Annotated in this window: 10 protein-coding genes and 1 tRNA gene; 9 read left to right on the top strand and 2 right to left on the bottom strand. The window is 34.0% G+C overall.

All coding sequences use genetic code 11. The annotated features are described in order from the left end of the window. Positions 1-53: 53 nt before the first annotated feature. Positions 54-1049: a hypothetical protein gene (locus H5T44_04265; GenBank protein ID MBC7081439.1), complete on the top strand. Its 996-nt coding sequence runs from the start codon at positions 54-56 to the stop codon at positions 1047-1049. Next, positions 952-1416, top strand: coding sequence for a hypothetical protein (locus H5T44_04260; protein ID MBC7081438.1), 465 nt, complete (start codon positions 952-954; stop codon positions 1414-1416). Before H5T44_04265 ends, H5T44_04260 begins: the two co-directional genes overlap by 98 nt. Here the strand turns inward: H5T44_04260 and H5T44_04255 are convergent. Next, entirely contained in the window at positions 1413-2912 is a 1500-nt protein-coding gene (locus H5T44_04255; protein MBC7081437.1) for a hypothetical protein, read from the bottom strand. The genes H5T44_04260 and H5T44_04255 overlap by 4 nt on opposite strands. A gap of 160 nt (positions 2913-3072) precedes the next feature. Between H5T44_04255 and H5T44_04250 the strand changes: the two genes are divergently transcribed. From H5T44_04250 to H5T44_04240, 3 genes are all read left to right on the top strand, one after another. Further along, the gene (locus tag H5T44_04250) at positions 3073-7140 is read left to right on the top strand and encodes a DUF11 domain-containing protein (protein ID MBC7081436.1); all 4068 of its coding nucleotides are present in this window, start codon (positions 3073-3075) and stop codon (positions 7138-7140) included. A gap of 672 nt (positions 7141-7812) precedes the next feature. Further along, a complete protein-coding gene (locus H5T44_04245) occupies positions 7813-10125 on the top strand; it encodes a tandem-95 repeat protein (GenBank protein ID MBC7081435.1) in 2313 nt (770 codons plus the stop codon). Positions 10126-10149: 24 nt separating this feature from the next. Further along, positions 10150-10224: transfer RNA gene (locus tag H5T44_04240), tRNA-Ile, on the top strand. On the opposite strand, the gene H5T44_04235 is transcribed toward H5T44_04240, so the two are convergent. Beyond that, positions 10225-10665 (bottom strand): Lrp/AsnC family transcriptional regulator, encoded by a 441-nt coding sequence (locus H5T44_04235; protein MBC7081434.1) that lies wholly within the window; start codon positions 10663-10665, stop codon positions 10225-10227. It abuts the tRNA gene before it with no gap. A 99-nt stretch (positions 10666-10764) separates the two neighbouring features. Between H5T44_04235 and H5T44_04230 the strand changes: the two genes are divergently transcribed. The 4 genes from H5T44_04230 to H5T44_04215 all read left to right on the top strand — a co-directional run bounded on the left by H5T44_04230 (position 10765) and on the right by H5T44_04215 (position 17958). Continuing rightward, the gene (locus H5T44_04230; GenBank protein ID MBC7081433.1) at positions 10765-11691 is read left to right on the top strand and encodes an asparagine synthetase; all 927 of its coding nucleotides are present in this window, start codon (positions 10765-10767) and stop codon (positions 11689-11691) included. 16 nt (positions 11692-11707) lie between these two features. Continuing rightward, positions 11708-13396 (top strand): phosphoenolpyruvate carboxykinase (ATP), encoded by a 1689-nt coding sequence (locus H5T44_04225; GenBank protein MBC7081432.1) that lies wholly within the window; start codon positions 11708-11710, stop codon positions 13394-13396. A 294-nt stretch (positions 13397-13690) separates the two neighbouring features. Further along, positions 13691-17332, top strand: a complete 3642-nt coding sequence (locus tag H5T44_04220) for a right-handed parallel beta-helix repeat-containing protein (protein MBC7081431.1) — start codon at positions 13691-13693, stop codon at positions 17330-17332. After that, positions 17293-17958, top strand: a complete 666-nt coding sequence (locus H5T44_04215; protein MBC7081430.1) for a PKD domain-containing protein — start codon at positions 17293-17295, stop codon at positions 17956-17958. Before H5T44_04220 ends, H5T44_04215 begins: the two co-directional genes overlap by 40 nt. Positions 17959-18147 lie beyond the last annotated feature (189 nt).

Genomic DNA, 18147 nt, shown 5'->3' with positions numbered 1-18147 from the left:
ATTATTAATCTTTAATCAATTAATGATATGCAAGCAGAAAATTATTAGTTTTATTGATTTTCCCTCTCTTTATTCCATCAAATTATGGAATTTCAGATGAAATGCCTGAATGGGCGGATGGCTATTTTTCTGGAAAAGTCACGATAATGAATGATACAATTGGAGAAGTTAATGGCTATGTGCGCCTTGGCAGGAATGATTTTTCTGGAAATATCTCAGGAATATTTAAAGGAAACAAGGAGATTAAATTTGAAGGATTTTTTTATAGAAGCATTGTTTTTTGTAAGCCATTTTTTGGAATTTTGAAGAGAGATGAGAAAAGTTTTCGCGCCATTTTTCTTACATTTAAAGGAATTGCAATTGTAGAAGGAAGTTATCATGCATCCTTTTTGCCAAAGCCGAGGGGGAATTATAGTATAGGAGTTAGAGAAATTCATCTTGTAGATTATGAAAGAGAGGAGAAGCTCACTGAAGAAAATGATAGCAGGGAAATGATGCTTTATCTGTGGTATCCTACTGAAGCAACTGAAGGAAAAATATATGAATATATGGGCGCTGAAACATTTAGATGGCTTTTAAAGCAATCAAATCTTTTCTGGATCCCAAAAAATGGTTATGAATATGTAAAAACCCATTCTTTTGTTGGCGCAGAAATTGCAAATGGAGTTTTCCCTCTTGTAATATTTTCTCATGGATATAGAGGATATCCATCAATGTATACATCAATGATTGAAGAAGTTGTAAGTCATGGCTTTGTAGTTGCAGGCATATGCCATTCATATGTAGCGGGTATAACCGTTTTTCCAGATGGGCGGGTAATAGAGGTGGAGGATTTATCCCAATATAATCAGAGTTATATAAGTTGGTATATTGAAACCGCTTTCGATGAAGTAATTGGGGATATAAATTTTGTAATAAATTATCTTCTTCAAAAATTCCCAGAAAAAATAGATAAGGAAAAAAATAGGGATATACGGCCACTCATTTGGAGGAGGAGCAGCATTAAGCATGTGCAAAGATGGGTGCATAAAGGCGGGGCTTGCGCTTGATGGCTATTTTAGAGGTGCAATTAAGGCGGAGAAGCCATTTTTTATGTTTTTTGTTGAGGGGAGATATGAGAAAGATGAGAGCTTGCAAGGGTTATGGGAAAATTCAAGTGTGGCATATATGGCTATTGTAAATGGCTCAGCTCATTATGATTATACTGATTTGCCTATTTTGCCTCCTCATTTTGCTCCAAATATTCCAAAAAATTTGATACCTGGATTTGGAAAAATAAGCGGAAAAAGATTGGTCGATATTGTCAATAAATTTACAGTCGCATTTTTCAATGTATATCTGAAAGGGGAGAATATTGAGGAATTGCTTTCGCTAGGAGATGATTTTGAAGAGGTTTTATTTTACTACAAATTTTAATCTTGGAAATATGTTAAGCTTAAAGTTCCCCAGTCATCAAAATCATTCATTCCATGGCTTCCATCTGAATAATCAACGAGAATGTAGGTATAGCGATAATTCATGCAACTCTTATAGGGAGTATATTTCCAATAAGCCCACTTCCATGGATACATAGTATCTGGATTATCTACCCCCGGATTCCATATGGCTAGTGAATGACCTGTTTCATGCATAAAAACACTTGCATACACTATATTCCTATCTATAAAAAATAGTTGCCTGCATTTTTCATCTATATATTTTGTTGAAATCTGCCACATATCTCTCTTTACCGCATAACCATTGAATCCCGCATCATAAACAATCACTGCATAATGAAATATACCTTTCCTCCAATAACTTTGATTATCGTGCAAGAAATATTTGTTGTAATAGTTGTCTAAATCTTTTCCTGTTACATATAGCTTAAAAGGCAATTTTTCTCCTCCTCCCATACAACCATCATCTAAATGATAAACTATATTGTGCTTATCATAAGCGGTTTTAAGCAATTCTTTTGCCCCATCTGGTAAAAGGCTTTCCTTTATTCCGTTTCCTCCTTCCATTTGGTCAATTTCAATAAATAAGTCCTTTCTGAAAGGATCAGAGCCCCATTGGTTAGTTAAATATTCTTCATAATTGCTCAGACCATCCTCATCTGGATCAAGATTTTTGTGGTCCTCCCAAACAAGAGGGCTATATTCCCATCTATCTTGCATGCTTCCATTCCACCAATTATAGCGGAAATAGTGCCCCCATTTATATTCCCATTCTATAGGTACGCTATCATTATCCATGTCCTCGCCTCTATTATCTTTAGTTGGATCTGTATGAAATACATTTACCTCCACCCAGTAAGGAATTCCATCCCCATCACAGTCATTTTGATATATTGAAAAACCAATTTCACAATCTCTATTATTTTGATAAATGCTATTGTCATCGCACCCATTCAGGCGCCCGTAGCCACTTAAATCTTTCCTCCAGTAACTTGGGGGAGAATTAAAGTCATCGCCGAACCAGTGGCCAGATTTTATGCTGTATGTTAGATTTACATCCATGCTGTAGGGATAATCATCTATGTTATCGCTTATATCGCAGAGTTTATCGACTACATCTTTATCCCATAGCTGGATCACTATATTAACAAATTCTACATCATCTGGAACATTTGCGGTTGCGGACCATTTTTCATATACATATTTCTGATTTCTCCAAACGGAGCTTGTAAATTCTTCACCATTTATAAAAACCTTCACATAGAAATCTGGATCGCTTAACTCATCTATTTTATCTATTGTTCTCCAAAGATATTTTGTTTCAAGAGAGCGGATATAATTTATTTCAACAGTTACTTCTATATCAACAAGCGGGTCAAAATCCTCAGAAATTTTGGATGTTTTTTCTTTTAATATCGATGTTGCTATTGGAAGTAAAAATATTGCAACTGAAATCAAAACAATTGTTTTTTTCATGCTTTGGAAAATGGAATATATATAAATATTTTATTGAGCAGAGGTTATTATTTAAAAGTTTAAGAAGGATTTGAATTTACAATTTAGTTTTACTTCCTGCAGTTCTATTGTTCAAACCAATAAATGAATAAATTTAAAAGCTTGTAAATAATTTACTTCAATGAGCTTAAAAAAATATGCATATTTGTTTATAGTGTTACTTATATGCATTATTCTCCATAGAGGAGGGGCAACTGATAACACTCCACCAGTAACAATAAAAAGTTATTATGGCCCTTTATACATAAAAGACGGGATGGAATGGATAAGTAATTCAACTATCATATGGCTAAATTCAACAGATGTTGGTACAGGAGTTAGATATCTTTATTACGAAATATGGAGGGATATAGACAATGATGGAGCAGTGGATATAATAATAGAAAACAGAACGATTAACGATAACTCACCTCAAGACATGAACAATGAATCTAAAAAAATATCTGTAAGAATAACAATAAATAGGGAATGTCTGCATAAGTTAGAATTCTATGCTGTTGACTGGGCGGGAAATGTTGAGAAACATGGCCATTACCTGTATAAGGAGTGGAATTATAGCTTTATGCCGAATGTTGTTCATGCTCCAAATGGTTGTGTGTTTGGCTCATCTCCTGCGATTGCAAATTTATCTGGAGATAGAAAACTTGAAATAGCGTGCGGGAGCGATGAAATAACAAATTTTTATCCAGAAATAAATGCTACTGCGAGAGGGATATGGAGATGCTTTAATTATAATGGAAGCATATTATGGGCTCTTGATACAAAAACTGATGAATCAAGAAGCTCGCCAGCAATTTTTGATGTTAATGGTGATGGAAAATTAGATGTTGCGGGTGGCACAACAAGCGGGTGGCTTCTTGAAGTGATTAATTATAATGGAACATTTAAGTGGACATTCCCTCATGTAACAACAAATGCAACAGGTGGTAATTATGTATGGCATTCTTCCCCAGCAATAGGTGAATTAAATGAAAGTGTTGGTGGCTTAGAAATTGTTATAGGGAATAACCCTTTTAAAAATTTATGGTGCTTTGATGGGGATAATAGTGATGGAATGAATGAGGGATTTACATTGCCTCTCAATGGAGATGGCACTTCTCCTTACTTCCCTGGATATCCAAATCATATAGGTTATGAAGGAACTGATTGGGATGTTTTATGGGTTTTCAATACATCTGGAAATGTTATTTCAACTCCCGCAATTGGTGACATTGATAATGATGGAAGAAATGAAGTAGTTTTTGGCTCCGCTGATGGAAAAGTATATGTATTAAATGGATCAAATGGCCTTCAGGAATGGAATTTTACAACAGGGGGAGCGATTTATTCATCACCTGCAATTGCGGATATTGATGGAGATGGCTATAAAGAAATTTTAATTGGTTCAACAGATGGAAAATTTTATTGCTTGCAGTGGAATGGAGCTGTTGGTTTGCAAGAATGGAATTTCACAACAGGAGGCCCAATTTATTCATCTGCAGCGATTGGTGACATAAATGCGGATGGCTTTTATGAAATAGTTTTTGGTTCTAATGATAGCAAACTTTACTGCCTCAGAAGAAATGGTTCAATGCTCTGGAATTTCACAACAGGAGGCCCAATTTATTCATCACCCGCACTTGCATCACAGACAAGTAGTGCTTTTGCGAGAGAGTGGCCGATGTTTAGGGGAAATGAAAGAAGAACTGGATTATATGAAGGGGTTGGAGGTAAGCTCTCCATATTTGTTGGCTCCGAAGATAGATATCTTTACGAGATTGATTGCAATGGTAAGCTTATCGATAAATTTTTAACAAATGGCAGGGTGAGGACATCGCCAGCGGTCGGAGATGTAGATGGAGATAGTTTGCTTAATATCCTTTTCTATGACTGGGGGAGAGAAAATGGAAGCAATGACACTTTTTGGTGCTTGGAAAGAGGGCTTAGGAATGTTAATTTTTTAAGAGTTGATATTTTTCCACCTCTTACAAATAAAACTGTTGTGAGTGATGATGTTTATAATGTAACATCAGAAACTCCTATTTGGCTGAATGCAACTGATACAGGCAATTGCTCATCAGGTGTTAAATATCTCTATTATGAAATATGGCATGATAGCAACCGGGATGGAATAGTGGATACAATGGTAAAAAATGCGACAATTTATGATAACACTACTTATGATAAAAATCCGGAATTTGGGAAAATATCTGTTCTTATTAATCTTACAAATGCTGGAATAAATGAAATAAGATGGTTCTCTGTAGATAATGTTGAGAATAAGGAGGAAAAGCATACTCAGAAACACTTGGTTATTGAGAAAAAGCCATTGCTAATAATAACAAAGCAAGATAGCAATGATCCAGTTACTCCAGGAAGCTATTTAAATTATACAATAAATGTAACAAATAATGGAAGTGAAAATGCAACAAATGTAACTGTTACTGAATTATATGATAGCAATATCATTTTCATTTCATCAAATCCTTCTCCAAGCTCAGGAAACAATACATGGAATTTAGGAACATTAAATGTAAGTGAGACAAAAACAATAAACATAAGAGTTCAAGTTAAAAGTCCTCTACCAAATGGAACAATTTTGCATAATTATGTAAATGTAACATGTTTGCAAGGAATATTTAATCAAACTTGGGAAAATACAACAGTTATATCAGCTCCATTGCTAATAATAACAAAGCAAGATAGCAATGATCCAGTTACTCCAGGAAGCTATTTAAATTATACAATAAATGTAACAAATAATGGAAGTGAAAATGCAACAAATGTAACTGTTACTGAATTATATGATAGCAATATCATTTTCATTTCATCAAATCCTTCTCCAAGCTCAGGAAACAATACATGGAATTTAGGAACATTAAATGTAAGTGAGACAAAAACAATAAACATAAGAGTTCAAGTTAAAAGTCCTCTACCAAATGGAACAATTTTGCATAATTATGTAAATGTAACATGTTTGCAAGGAATATTTAATCAAACTTGGGAAAATACAACTGTTGCATCTCCTTCACTTCTTGTAACAAAAGAAAGCACACCAGAATTTGCTGAGGCTGGGACAAATATTTCTTATAGAATAAAAATAAAGAATAATGGTTTGGCGAGTGCAACAAATGTGGTTGTAAAGGAAGTATATGATAGTAGGGTAACAGTAGTATACACTTTCCCAATGCCTTCTTCAGGCGTTGATACATGGGTAATACCCACTCTTGTGCCATCTGCATCCTATGAAATTTTGGTGAAGGTAAAAGTTGGGAGCAATGTAAGTGATGGCTCTATTATTAGAAATTATGTAAATGCGACATGCAATGAAGGGGCATATGGGGAAGCTTATGTATATACACCTGTGATATCTGAGCCACCTTACACTTATAAGAGATTTAATGGAGAAGTTGTTAATATTTCAAGTTTTGGTGGCTACGTTGTGCATTATATTCTCAGAAATACAACAATAGATTTGGTGGCAATTGATAATGGCTCAGGAGTTAATAAAACATTTTACAGAATATTTAAATTTGAAAATGGTTGGAAATTGCTATTTGACTGGAGAGAATATTCTGGCACGCTTCCATATCGTCCAATAAATCTTGCGGATCTTGGAATTTTATACAATTATTCTCCGTGTGGGAAATATGAAATTGAATTTTATAGCATTGATAATGCTGGAAATGTTGAGCAAATGAAATGGAATGATGTTTTTGTTGATTGCTTTATTCCTTCTTCCATTATTGAGCCAATTCCATATTTAACATATTCTACAAGAATAGAAATAAAAGTTAATGCAACTGATGTGGGTGTTGGGGTTAAAAAAGTAGCCCTTTATTATAGATATAGCAAAGATAATTTTACTTGGACAAACTGGACATTATATGGAGAGAAATATAGCAACTTTACATGGATTTTCTTTGGAGAGAGTGGATATTATCAATTCTACACAGTGGCATATGATTTACTTGGAAATCATGAGCCATTGCCAAATGCAAGCACCGTCCCGAAGGCATATTGCAAGGTTTATGCTCCATGGGATGTGAACTCAGATGGAAGAGTAAATGCAGAAGATATTTTCTTTGTAATCATGCATTGGATGCAAACTCCGAACCATCCAGATTGGGATGAAAGAGCGGATGTAAATAAAGATGGAATAGTTGATGTAAATGATATCATAGAAATAATAAAGCATTGGACCGGTTAAGATGAAGTTTTTACGCTTCCTTTCCTTTTGCTTATTTTAATTCCTTTGGAATGCACCGCCATTAACAAAATAAGAATAGATTCACCAAAGATAATCCAGACTGGCTAAGAATTTTAGGACTATTCACTTATTCTCTGATATTTATAACTCTTTTTCATTTTGAAAAAAATAAATGTCCCTGTTGAGATGTGAGGCTGTTGGAAATGCGAGCAAAAATATTACTATTCGTTGGAAAAAATTACAGAAATGCTTTTTATGGTTGAGAAAATGAAAATAATTAATTCCTTTGGTTTCTTCAATTTTTTACTCAGCAAATATTTTCCATATTATTGAGAAATAATCTGGAAGGAGAGATGAAGGCAGGGCTACGAAAGCGGGCATAACTCTCGAGCTTGCTCATAATTAAGAAAATTTTCCTCGGATTAAACTTATATACAATTAGTTCATTTATGTGTAGAAAGAGGGAAAAAATGGGTGGAGTAATCGCAATAGCGATTATGGCGCTTATAATTATCATAAAAAATTCTTTAAAAAGTATAAAAGATAATGTAATGGCGATTTCCATGTTTATCAGCGGAGGGAAATCAAAGAAATTATTTTTTGTGAAAAGAGAGAAAAAACAACCGAAGAATTTTTTGATAAAATTTTAGCGATGAATAGTGGGGTAGTAAAATGGAAATAAAAAAATTTATTCCATTAATTGTATCATCCATCCTTCTTTCTAATTTAATCTTAGCCCAACAAGGCACACCTTACACAATCTGGACTCATGTTGATTTAAACAACCTGCCGGTAAGTGGAGCAACTGTTATTGTAACTGTGCTTAGAACAAATGAAAGTGGAATAGCAGAGGAATATCCAGATGGATGGTATGGAATCAATTTAGGAAATTTTAAAGAATGGGAGGTTGGAGATGAGGTTCTCATAGAAGTTTTTTATGAGGAATATTATAAAAGCGCTATAATAGTTTTAACTAATGAAGAATTTTCTTTTGTAAATATTTCATTGAGAAGAAACAATCCACCTGTTGCAAATGATGATTATTACACAACAAATGAAGATACAAAATTAACTGTAAATGCACCTGGAGTATTGGGAAATGACAGCGATGCAGATGGAGATACTTTAACCGCTGTTTTAGTAAATGGCCCAACTCATGGTAGCTTAACATTGAATTCAAATGGCTCATTTACTTATACACCTCATGCAAATTATAGTGGCCAGGATAGTTTTACATATAAAGCATATGATGGACAAGATTATAGCAACATTTCAACAGTTTATATCACTATAACACCAGTAAATGATCCTCCGGTTGCAAATAATGATTATTGCACAACAGATGAAGATACACCTGTTATAATAAACATATTGGAAAATGACTATGATATAGATGGAACAATAGATGCAAGCAGTGTAACAATAACCCAAAATGCATCTCATGGAAATGTAACAGTAAATGCAAATGGAACAGTAACCTACACACCTAATGCAAATTATCATGGCTCAGATTCATTCAAATATAAAGTAAAGGATAATAGCAACGCTTGGAGCAATGAAGCAACAGTTTTCATAAATATAACACCGGTAAATGATGTGCCAAATAAGCCTTTGCTAGTGACTCCAGCAAATAACTCTCTAAATTTAAGCACAAATGCAAATCTTACTGTTCATGTTGTTGATATAGATGGAAATTTGATGAATGTTAGTTTCTATGGCCGTAAATTAGGAAATGTAACATGGCAATTAATAGGAACAAAAACAAATGTTGCAAATAATACAGATACTTCAATAACATGGTATAATTTGGCTTATAACACAACATATGAATGGTATGCAATTGCAAATGATAGCATAGCAGAAACTTCATCTGACACATGGATATTTACAACTATTGTATATACTCCACCTTCTCCTCCTTCTCCACCTCCATCTCCTCCTTTTCCACCTCCTCCAGAAAATAAACCACCAAAATGCTCACTTCAAGTAAATATCAGCGAGGGATATGCTCCTCTTGTGGTTAATTTCATAATTAATGCAAGTGATGAAGATGGCTACATAGCTTACTGGGAGCTTGATATAGATAATGATGGAATTACAGAATATAATGGCTCTGGCTCCCCTCCTTCAACAAAGCAGCATTCTTATAATAATACTGGAAATTATACTGCAAAATTGACTGTTACTGATGATAAAGGAGCAAAAAGTAACTCCACAATAGCAATAATTGTTAAATCAAATGTTTATTTTGAATTTTCTCCAGCGAGGCCTGCGCCTGGCGTGAATGTATATTTTTCAGCGATTGGAGAGGGAGTTAATTATAGCTGGAATTTTGGGGACGGGAGCATTGGGTATGGAAGAAATGTGACGCATGCTTTTGATAGAGAAGGGAAATATAGGGTTAAGCTGAGTGTTTTTGATGGAGCTTATTATCATGAAGTAGATAAATTGATTTATGTTATTATTCCAGATTTTTCTGTTGAAGCAAGCTACTTGCCAGATAAGCCAAAGAAAGGGGATGAAATAACTTTAATTTTGAAGATAAAAAATGATGGAGGATATTGTGAAAATGTTAAATGCTCTGTTTTTTTAGATGGTAGAGAGAATTATTCTATTTTCAATATTTATGAAGAATATGAAAAAGAGATTCATTTCAAAGGAGTAAGCAAAATAAAAATTATTGTTGACCCGTATAATGAAATAGAGGAAAGAAATGAAAAAAATAATGAGCTGGAAATTTCAATAAAATATGGAAAGAATAATTTTATCTATTTTGTTTTTATTCCACTTTTAGCTATTCCAGCATATCTTCTGCTCAGAAAGAAAAAAGTGTTTATTGAAGAGGAAAAAGTTGAAAAATGCTCGGTTTGCCTTGGTTCATTTAAACAGGAAGCAAATATTTTGAAATGCAATTGTGGTGCCCTTTATCACAGGAGCTGTGCAAAAAGAGTAGGAAATTGTATCAATTGCGGTAAAAAACTTTAAAAATAAATATTTGGATACAAGTAAGGGCCCGTAGCTTAGCCAGGTTGGAGCGCCCGGCTGATAACCGGGAGGTCCGGAGTTCAAATCTCCGCGGGCCCACTAAAACTCTTCTTTTACAACACTAAAACATGTGCATGTAACTGTTTTTCCAACTCCTTCCATTGCCCTTATTTTATCTAAAACCAGTTTTCCTATTTCTTCCATATCTCTTCCTCTTACTTTCAGCAGTAAATCCCACTCACCAGATATTATATACACTTCATATACGTTTTCTATTCTTGAAATTTCTCTTGCAAGTTGCCTCTGGGATATTTTTGGGTTTGGTAAGAATGAAACAAGAACAAAAGATGTTATATTTTTCCCGATTTTTTCATAGTTTACTATTGTGGTAAATTTCTTAATTACTCCTTCTTTTACCATCTTTTTTATTCTTTCCCCTACTGTTGTGCGAGGAAGATTTATTTTGGAAGCTATTTCATTAACAGTTTTTCTTGCATCTTCTTTTAGCTCTTTAAGTATTAAAAAATCTTTCCTGTCCATGTGTCTTAATGACAAAAATATATTTAAATTTTGTTATTTTTACGTAAAAATGACAAATTTTTAGTCAAAATGTTTATAAAATAAAAATTTTTTATAGACATGTTGCAAGAAACTCTTGAGTTAAAAAGCTTTCTAAAAGATGAAAAATTAAAATTTGGAGTGAAAGTTGGGAGCATAATTCGCTATAAATTATCTGAATTTTTAAATAATAGAGGATTTTTAGAGATTCCACCTGTAATTATCTCACCATTTACAGATCCTTTATCTTATTCAACTTTTGATGCATCAATAGAGTGTTATGGAAATAAATATTATTTGACAAAAAGCATGATTTTTCATAAGCAAATTGCAATAATTTCATTTGATAAAATATTCTGTTTTTCTCCAAATGTGAGGCTTGAAAATGAGGAGAAGGCAAAAAGCATGAGACATTTATTTGAATTTACACAGCTTGATATAGAAGTAAGAAATGGTGAAAGGGAAGAGATGATTAAATTTGCGGAAGAGATGCTTATATATATCTTAAAAGAAGTTAAAAAGATATGCAAGGATGAAATTGAAAAATTTGGAAGAGAAATAAAAATTCCATCTATTCCATTTAAGAGGATAAGTTTTGAGGAAGCATATTCCAAATATGGCAAAAATTATGAAGAAATTTTATCAAAAGAAACAAAATCACCTCTCTGGATTTTTGATTTTCCAAAATCAATGAGAGAATTTTATTATAAGGAAAATGAGGAAAGAGAGGGATGGCTTGTTGATATGGATTTGATATATCCTGAAGGATTTGGAGAGGCATTATCTGGAGGTGAGAGGGAATATGAATATGAAAAAATAATTAAAAGAATAAGGGAAGTTGGGAGCGAAAAAGATTATCTTTATTATCTTTCAATTGCCAAGGAAGGGCTTTATCCATCCGCTGGATTTGGTATAGGAATTGAGAGGCTAACAAGATATATTTGCGGGCTTAAAGATATAGGATATACAACTCCATTTCCAAAAATTCCTGGAAAATATTGTATATAAAAAAACTATTACAAATATGAAAATAAAAAATCCTAGCGATGAATTCTTCAAAGAATTCCTTAAGCCATATTATGCTTTAACTTCAGATGGGCAATATCTTTTTGCATCTCGCCAGAAGGGGCGCATACCCGACAGGGTTTTTTATATGGCGGAGAAGCTAGGAAAAGGGCAGAGAAGGTTTGATGAGGAAGAGGGGAAAGAAATATTCAAGATTGTTGAGAGATATATTAAAGAAGCGAGTTCGATTGAGATTGATGGTTGCTATGGAGAGGAGTGGAAAACTGGAGTAAAGGTTTTTGTAAGCATTGAAAATCCTCATTCAGCATATATTGCTTGGATGGGTAAGCATATGCTTTTTCCTTTTGAAGGGGTTTCGAAATGCTTCAATATTATAATTCCTGAAGGATTGCCAGAAGAATATAAAAGAGAAGCAAAGGAGATAAGTAAAAATTATGAGGAACCAATCTCTCTTTTTGATTTCACTGAAGCTAAAGAAGATTTGAGAAGAGTTGTTAATGTTGGAATTGATTACTTTGGAGGAGCATTTAAAAAGCCAAATTTGACAATGGTATGGAATAGAGCGGAAATGCAGGGAATGATCTCGTATCATGCGGGATGCTTTGATGGAACAATTATTAAAGGGCTAAGCGGGACAGGAAAAACAACTCTTACAATAGGAAAGGATATTGAGCAGGATGATGCTTTGGTTGGCATACCAATTTATAAAAATAGGAAAGTTGATAGAATAAAACTTATAGGACTTGAAGCAAGCAGTTTTGCTAAATCTGAAGGAATAGATGAGAGCTCGCCAGAATGGGCCGGATTGATTTCATCAAGGGAAAATGAAATTGTTATTGCTCTTAATATTGATTGCGAAGGTGTTGATTTTGTTTTGAAAAAAATAGGAGAATATGAAGCTCTTGTTCCACATGGAAAAGCGGGGAAGCTGAAATGCAAATCTTATGAAAAGAGTAAGACAACAAATGGAAGATTTATCTTTAAATTCAGCATTCTTAATAAAAAATGGGGAGCTGAGAAATATCTTAGAGCTGAAGGATTGAGTTTCAGAAGATATGATATACTTGAGCCAATTTTGAGAGTTGTTGAGCCTGAGATGGCTGTTGCATTTGATAGTGCTTGCGAAACAGTTATAACTTCTGCAATAGAAGGAGGAGCGGGGCAGAGGGTGAGGAGGTATGCGGCAACTGATTTTATGGTTGGTGAGCAGGCGGATCAAGCCTGGCTGAAGTTAAAAACTTACTCGGATATTGGATTGCACAAGTTAATATTTTTTGTTGTAAATACTGGATATGTTGGGCAGTGCAATTTGGAAGGGAAAGTGATGGGCGAGGGAGAAAAAATAAGGGTGGAGGAGACAAAGAAGTTGATAGCTCTTGTTGCTGAGAAGAAAATAAGGGAATGGGTTCATCATCCCGTTTTCAATTATTTGATTCCGAAGCCGGGGGAGGTAGATGAATATATTGATGGATTTTCTGAAAGGTTTAATTTATTGCGCTTCTATCCTCCAAAGGAAATAATTGAATTTTTTAAAAGAGATATTGAGGAAAGGAGCAATTTTTTGAAGGAAATTTTTGAGGGGCAGGAAAAGGAAGAAGAGTTAAGAGGAGTAATAAATTTCTGGAAAAAATTTGAATTGCCAGGCGAAGAAAAAATAAAAGAATTTTATGAAAAAAATTATAGATAAAATATAAAAAGATTGAGATGGCTATCTCAAGCTAAAATGATTTCTCTAATTAGCACAAAAGCTTTTAAAGGTTTTTTATACGCTAAAAGGATATGATTTTTAAATTATTGAAACAAGAGAAAATAATTCTATTTGACTCTTTTGCAAGAGTTGATTTTGGTGATTTGAATTTATTTGCCAGCTGAAGCAATCCGCTATAAAAAAATGAATTTGAAAAATGAAAAATGAAAATTCAAAAACTGCAAAAAAATTTATATATCGTTTTTAAATTTACTTTTTACCAGGGGGATAAAAATGAAAAGAAAATATGCAATATATGGGCTGATTTTGTTTGGGTTAGTAGCGATTTTAGCGATTTCTATGCCCTCAGATGCTGCGGAAATTAAAGTGCCAGATGATTATCCAACTATCCAGCAAGCAATAGATAATGCAAGCAATGGAGATATAATAAAAGTTAACACAACAGCAGAGCCTTATAGAGAAAACATTGTTGTAAATAAAGAAATAAGTTTAGTTGGTGATCCTGTTATAGATGCTATGGGAGGAATAGGAATAAAAATTGAAGCAAATAACACTCTTGTTGAAAACTTCACTATATTCAATGGAAGCATTGGGATACAAGTATATAATGCTTCCTTCACCATTGTAAATGTTACTATTAATAATTGCACAATATACAACTGTGAATATGGAATCGAATTTTATGAAGTAAATGAAAGCCTTATCAACAACACACAACTCAACAACACCAGCTGTGGCATCGGGCTTTCCTCTTCCAACTATAACACCATCACCAATAACAATGTTTCGAATAACAGCGATGGCATCTCCCTCAGCTCTTCCTGGGATAACAACATAACCAACAACATTGTTTCGAATAACAGCTGGTATGGCATCTACCTCGTTTTCTCCGACTATAACAACATCACCAACAACAATGTTGTTTCGAATAATGACGATGGCATCTCCCTCAGCTCTTCCAACTATAACACCATCACCAATAACATTGTTTCGGATAATAGGTGGTATGGCATCCGGCTTTCCTCTTCCAACAATAACAACATCACCAACAACAATGTTGTTTCGAATAATGACGATGGCATCTCCCTCAGCTCTTCCAACTATAACACCATCACCAATAACATTGTTTCGGATAATAGGTGGTATGGCATCCGGCTTTCCTCTTCCAACAATAACAACATCACCAACAACAATGTTGTTTCGAATAATGACGATGGCATCTCCCTCGCTTCTTCCAACAATAACAATATCACCAACAACAATGTTGTTTCGAATAATGACGATGGCATCTCCCTCGCTTCTTCCAACAATAACAATATCACCAACAACACTGCTTCAGCTAACAGCTATGGCATCTACCTCGAGTATTCCTGGGATAACAACATCACCAATAACATTGCCTCGGATAATAGCTGGGACGGTATCTACCTCTCCCACTCCAACTATAACAACATCACCAACAACATTGTTTCGAATAACAAGGACTATGGTATCTACCTCTCCCACTCCAACAATAACAACATCACCAACAACATTGTTTCGAATAATAGCAATGGCATCCGGCTCTATTCTTCCGACTATAACAACATCATCAACAACAATGTTTGGAATAATGATAATTATGGGATCCACTTATTATCTTACTCAAACCATAACAACATTTCCTATTGCAATTTTTCATCTAATGGGGAGTGGGATCTATATGTTTCTGGAACTGATAATGAAATATTCTTCTGCCAATTTTCATCTTACCCAACAAATGTAACAGTTCTTGGTTATAATGGAGCTTTCGGGCTCAAAGGAGTAGTAACTCCTCCCGCTGATCCTTCAGGCTGGCGAAACATCAGTAAATATATTAATGCAACTGGCACATCTTGGCTTAATCTATCAATTTATTATGAAAATGAAGAAGGGGATTATTCAGAAATGTGGAAATATAATGTGAACTGGTATAAGGAAAACTGGTATGAAAGCAAGGGAATAAACACAGATGAAAATTATGTATGGGCAAACATTACTTCATTTAGCATATTTGCTCCATTACTTGACCTCCCACCAGGAACAACAAAAGAAATAGGAGAGCCAAAATATGGTACAAATGATGAATGGGTTACAAGCCTTACACCTATATGGCTAAATGCAACAGATGGTGAAAGTGGAAGTGGAGTTAATGCAACATATTATAGAATTTACTTTAATGGGCAATGGCATCCAGCAAATGCAAATGATGAATATTGTGGAAATAGCAATATAACTGAAATTGATGGAACATACTGGTATATTTACTTCCTGAATGGTTCAATAAACTTTGGACCAATTCATTTCCATGAAGAATGTGAGCATATAATAGAGTATTACAGCGTTGACAATGCAACCAACAAGGAGACACTACATAATCAAACACATTATGTTGATAATACTCCACCAACAACTACAAAGACATATGGAACTCCATATTATACAGATGGAACAAATGAATGGATAACATCATCAACATTAATAACACTAAGTGCAAATGATGGAGGAACATGTACATGTGGAGTAAAAGCAACATATTATAGAATATGGCATAATGGCTCATGGAGCAATTGGAATACATATACCTCACCATTTACTCTATCTGAAGAATGCTTGCATTATATTGAATATTATTCTGAGGATAACTTAGGAAATGTCGAAAATGTGCATAATCAAACAGTATATGTTGATAATACTCCACCAGTAACAACAAAAGAATTTGAAGGACCAAAATATAGTGACCACATCACTTCTCAAACAACAATATGGGTAAATTCAACAGATGATGGATTATGCCCAGTTGGCTCAGTTCATCTAAATGTTAAAGTATATAATGCAACTGGAGAAATTCCACAGCTTATCTATAATCTATGGGATAATGTAACAAGTGGAACAGCAAGCATTAACTTTACAATTCCAGAAGAATGTGAGCACTGGATTAATATAACTGCAATAGATAATTTAGGAAATACTGCATGGCATAATGAAACTGTATATGTTGATAATAGCTCACCAAATGCTACTGTTGATGAAATTACTCCATATTGCCAGATTGTAAATGAAGAAAATCCAATCACTATCAATGTAACTGTAATTGATTCACCAGGTTGTGCGGTTGGAGTAGCAAATGTTACACTCTATTACAGATTTTCAAGATACAATTCTTCATTTAGTCCATGGATAGAGCTGGAAACATTAAACAATTCACCATGGCAATGGAGCTTCAATGCTTCAAATGGCTCTGGATATTATCAATTCTATGCAGTGGCATATGATTTACTTGGAAATCATGAGCCATTGCCAAATGAAACCACATTACCAGAAGCAATATTATGCGTAAAATATGTGCATACCTATACTTTGTATCCAAAGTGGAATATGCTTACAATTCCAGTTAAAAATGAAAGCATAACAAATGCAAAGGAATTAGGTAATTTCCTAAATAGCCAAGGATGCAATGTTACAGTTATTGTTAGATTTAATGCGTCTATCCAGAGATACGAATCATGGGTTGCGGAAATTCCAGATAAAAACAACTTTGAAATAGTTTCTGGCATGGGCTACTGGATATTTACACAATTAACAGAGCAAAAGAATTTTTCAATTGAAGGTCGTTTGATAGAAGAGATAGATGTATCGTTATATGTTGGCTACAATTTGATAGGATGGGCAAACATTGAAAATACAAATGCAAGCACACTTGGAAGCAATATAAGCAATTGTACAAAAGTAGGAAGATGGAGGGCATGGAATCAAACATGGGCACCTGAACACATAGTTGGCCACCCACCTGGTGACTTCGACATTTCCATTGGTGATGCAGTGTTTATATTCAGAAACAAAGGTGGTGTGATAGCATGGGATGGCGGAAGAAGCTTCTTGCAACCGCCTTACTAACCCTTTTTCCTTCTTTTGTTTTTGCTTCTAATCCTTTAGTGATATATGGGTATGTATATTATGAAGGAAATTTTCTTCCAGACATAGAAATTGAGGCAATAAATGAAAGGAGCGGTGAAAAATTAAATGCAATTAGTGATGAAAATGGTGCGTATGTTTTAACTTTCGGCTCACCTCCCTATAATTGGGAGATAGGGGATAAAATAATTTTTAGGGCAAGAGGAAAAAATTGCTCATGCCTCTATGGTTACAAAGAAATAATAATTTCATCAGATGAGCCATTAAAATTAGATATACCCTTAAATGTTGATTTAAATCCAAACTTTATCTTCACTCCTTCTCAGCCAAAAATAGATGAAAATATTTCATTTATAGATAATTCAATTGGTTCAATCTCAAATTATACATGGAATTTTGGAGATGGAAATTTTAGTTATGAAAAAAATCCAAAGCATGCCTATGAAAAAGAAGGAAAATATAATGTAAAATTAACAGTTTCATGCAATAGTTTCAGCAGAAGCATTTCAAAAGAAATAGTTGTTTATGAAAAGAAAGAAAAAACACCCGGGTTTGAGATTTTTGTCATAATTTTAGCAATACTCATTGCGATGAGAAAATGGAAATAAGAGATTATTTCATCAGTTTTCCTTGCAAATTTAATTTCTTTTCCTAAGCATGCATTCAATCTTGAGTTATTCTTCCTTATTCTATGATGACTTTGGGAAAATAAGAAGATAAGCTTGTTTTTGAAATCTGGCATAAGGGATGATGGCTAAAAAAATAGAAATTTATATAAATAGCGAATATATTTCTCC

The sequence above is a fragment of the Thermoplasmatales archaeon genome (genome assembly GCA_014361195.1).
GTDB lineage: Archaea > Thermoplasmatota > E2 > UBA202 > JdFR-43 > JACIWB01.
Note: the sequence above shows the minus strand (reverse complement) of the source record. Positions and strands in the feature narration are given on the sequence as shown.

What these genes read in the sequence shown, in the direction of transcription:
- H5T44_04250 (MBC7081436.1), top strand. Translation starts at nt 3,073, where the DNA reads ATGAGCTTAAAAAAATATGCATATTTGTTTATAGTGTTACTTATATGC.
- H5T44_04235 (MBC7081434.1), bottom strand. Translation starts at nt 10,665, where the DNA reads ATGGACAGGAAAGATTTTTTAATACTTAAAGAGCTAAAAGAAGATGCA.
- H5T44_04215 (MBC7081430.1), top strand. Translation starts at nt 17,293, where the DNA reads ATGGGATGGCGGAAGAAGCTTCTTGCAACCGCCTTACTAACCCTTTTT.
- H5T44_04230 (MBC7081433.1), top strand. Translation starts at nt 10,765, where the DNA reads ATGTTGCAAGAAACTCTTGAGTTAAAAAGCTTTCTAAAAGATGAAAAA.
- H5T44_04225 (MBC7081432.1), top strand. Translation starts at nt 11,708, where the DNA reads ATGAAAATAAAAAATCCTAGCGATGAATTCTTCAAAGAATTCCTTAAG.
- H5T44_04245 (MBC7081435.1), top strand. Translation starts at nt 7,813, where the DNA reads ATGGAAATAAAAAAATTTATTCCATTAATTGTATCATCCATCCTTCTT.
- H5T44_04220 (MBC7081431.1), top strand. Translation starts at nt 13,691, where the DNA reads ATGAAAAGAAAATATGCAATATATGGGCTGATTTTGTTTGGGTTAGTA.
- H5T44_04255 (MBC7081437.1), bottom strand. Translation starts at nt 2,912, where the DNA reads ATGAAAAAAACAATTGTTTTGATTTCAGTTGCAATATTTTTACTTCCA.